This window comes from Pseudomonas sp. HMSC063H08, assembly GCF_001813645.1.
Classification (GTDB): Bacteria; Pseudomonadota; Gammaproteobacteria; order Pseudomonadales; family Pseudomonadaceae; genus Pseudomonas; species Pseudomonas aeruginosa.
Genome location: NZ_KV813609.1, coordinates 1 through 614 on the forward strand (window position 1 = coordinate 1; position 614 = coordinate 614).

The window sequence follows — 614 nt, forward strand, 5'->3', positions numbered from 1 at the left end:
CCCTGGACTCCCGGTCAGCAGGAACAAGCCGAAGACCGCGCGTACCGAAACGGCCAGCTCCGCATGGTCGTGGTGAAAATCCCACTGGTCGAGGCCACGATCGACGAGCAACTGTGGCAACTGCTCAACGCGAAACGCCAGGTTGCCCAGGACCTCATCGAGCCCGAGCAGGTCGACGGAAACCGCGCGCTTTTAGCCGCAAGCCTAACTGGATAAAAAAGCCCTGATCCTCCGCCGAGTATTTCCTGCTGAAGCATGGCGGATGGCCTGCCACTGTGTGCCCCATCATCAAAGGGGGCCTCAATGACCAGGCAGTTGACCACTCTCACGCTGTGCCTGCTGCTCGCCAGCTGCACGACCCACAAGGCTGAGCCGGCCAGGCCCGCCTTCGACAGCAGCCGCAATCCAGACCTGCTCTCCCCGGACCTGTATCCAAACGGCGTGCAGCCGGAGAAAGAGCCCGTCGTGCGCTACGGGCGCTACACCCTGGTCAGCACCCAGCCTGATGCCGGTCAACGCGACCTGATGGCCCAGATCATCGACGTAACCATCCCGTCGAGCATGAACCCGAGCGTCAAGGACGCCATGCAGTACGTGATGAGCCGCTCGGGTTA

At 62.4% G+C, this 614-nt stretch carries 2 pseudogenes; both read left to right on the plus strand.

From position 1 onward, the window contains the following. Nucleotides 1-216 (plus strand): annotated as a pseudogene (locus HMPREF2924_RS28850) (ATP-dependent helicase); the annotation flags it as partial. 87 nt (nt 217-303) lie between these two features. Beyond that, nucleotides 304-614, plus strand: a pseudogene (locus tag HMPREF2924_RS28855) (pilus assembly protein PilL); the annotation flags it as partial.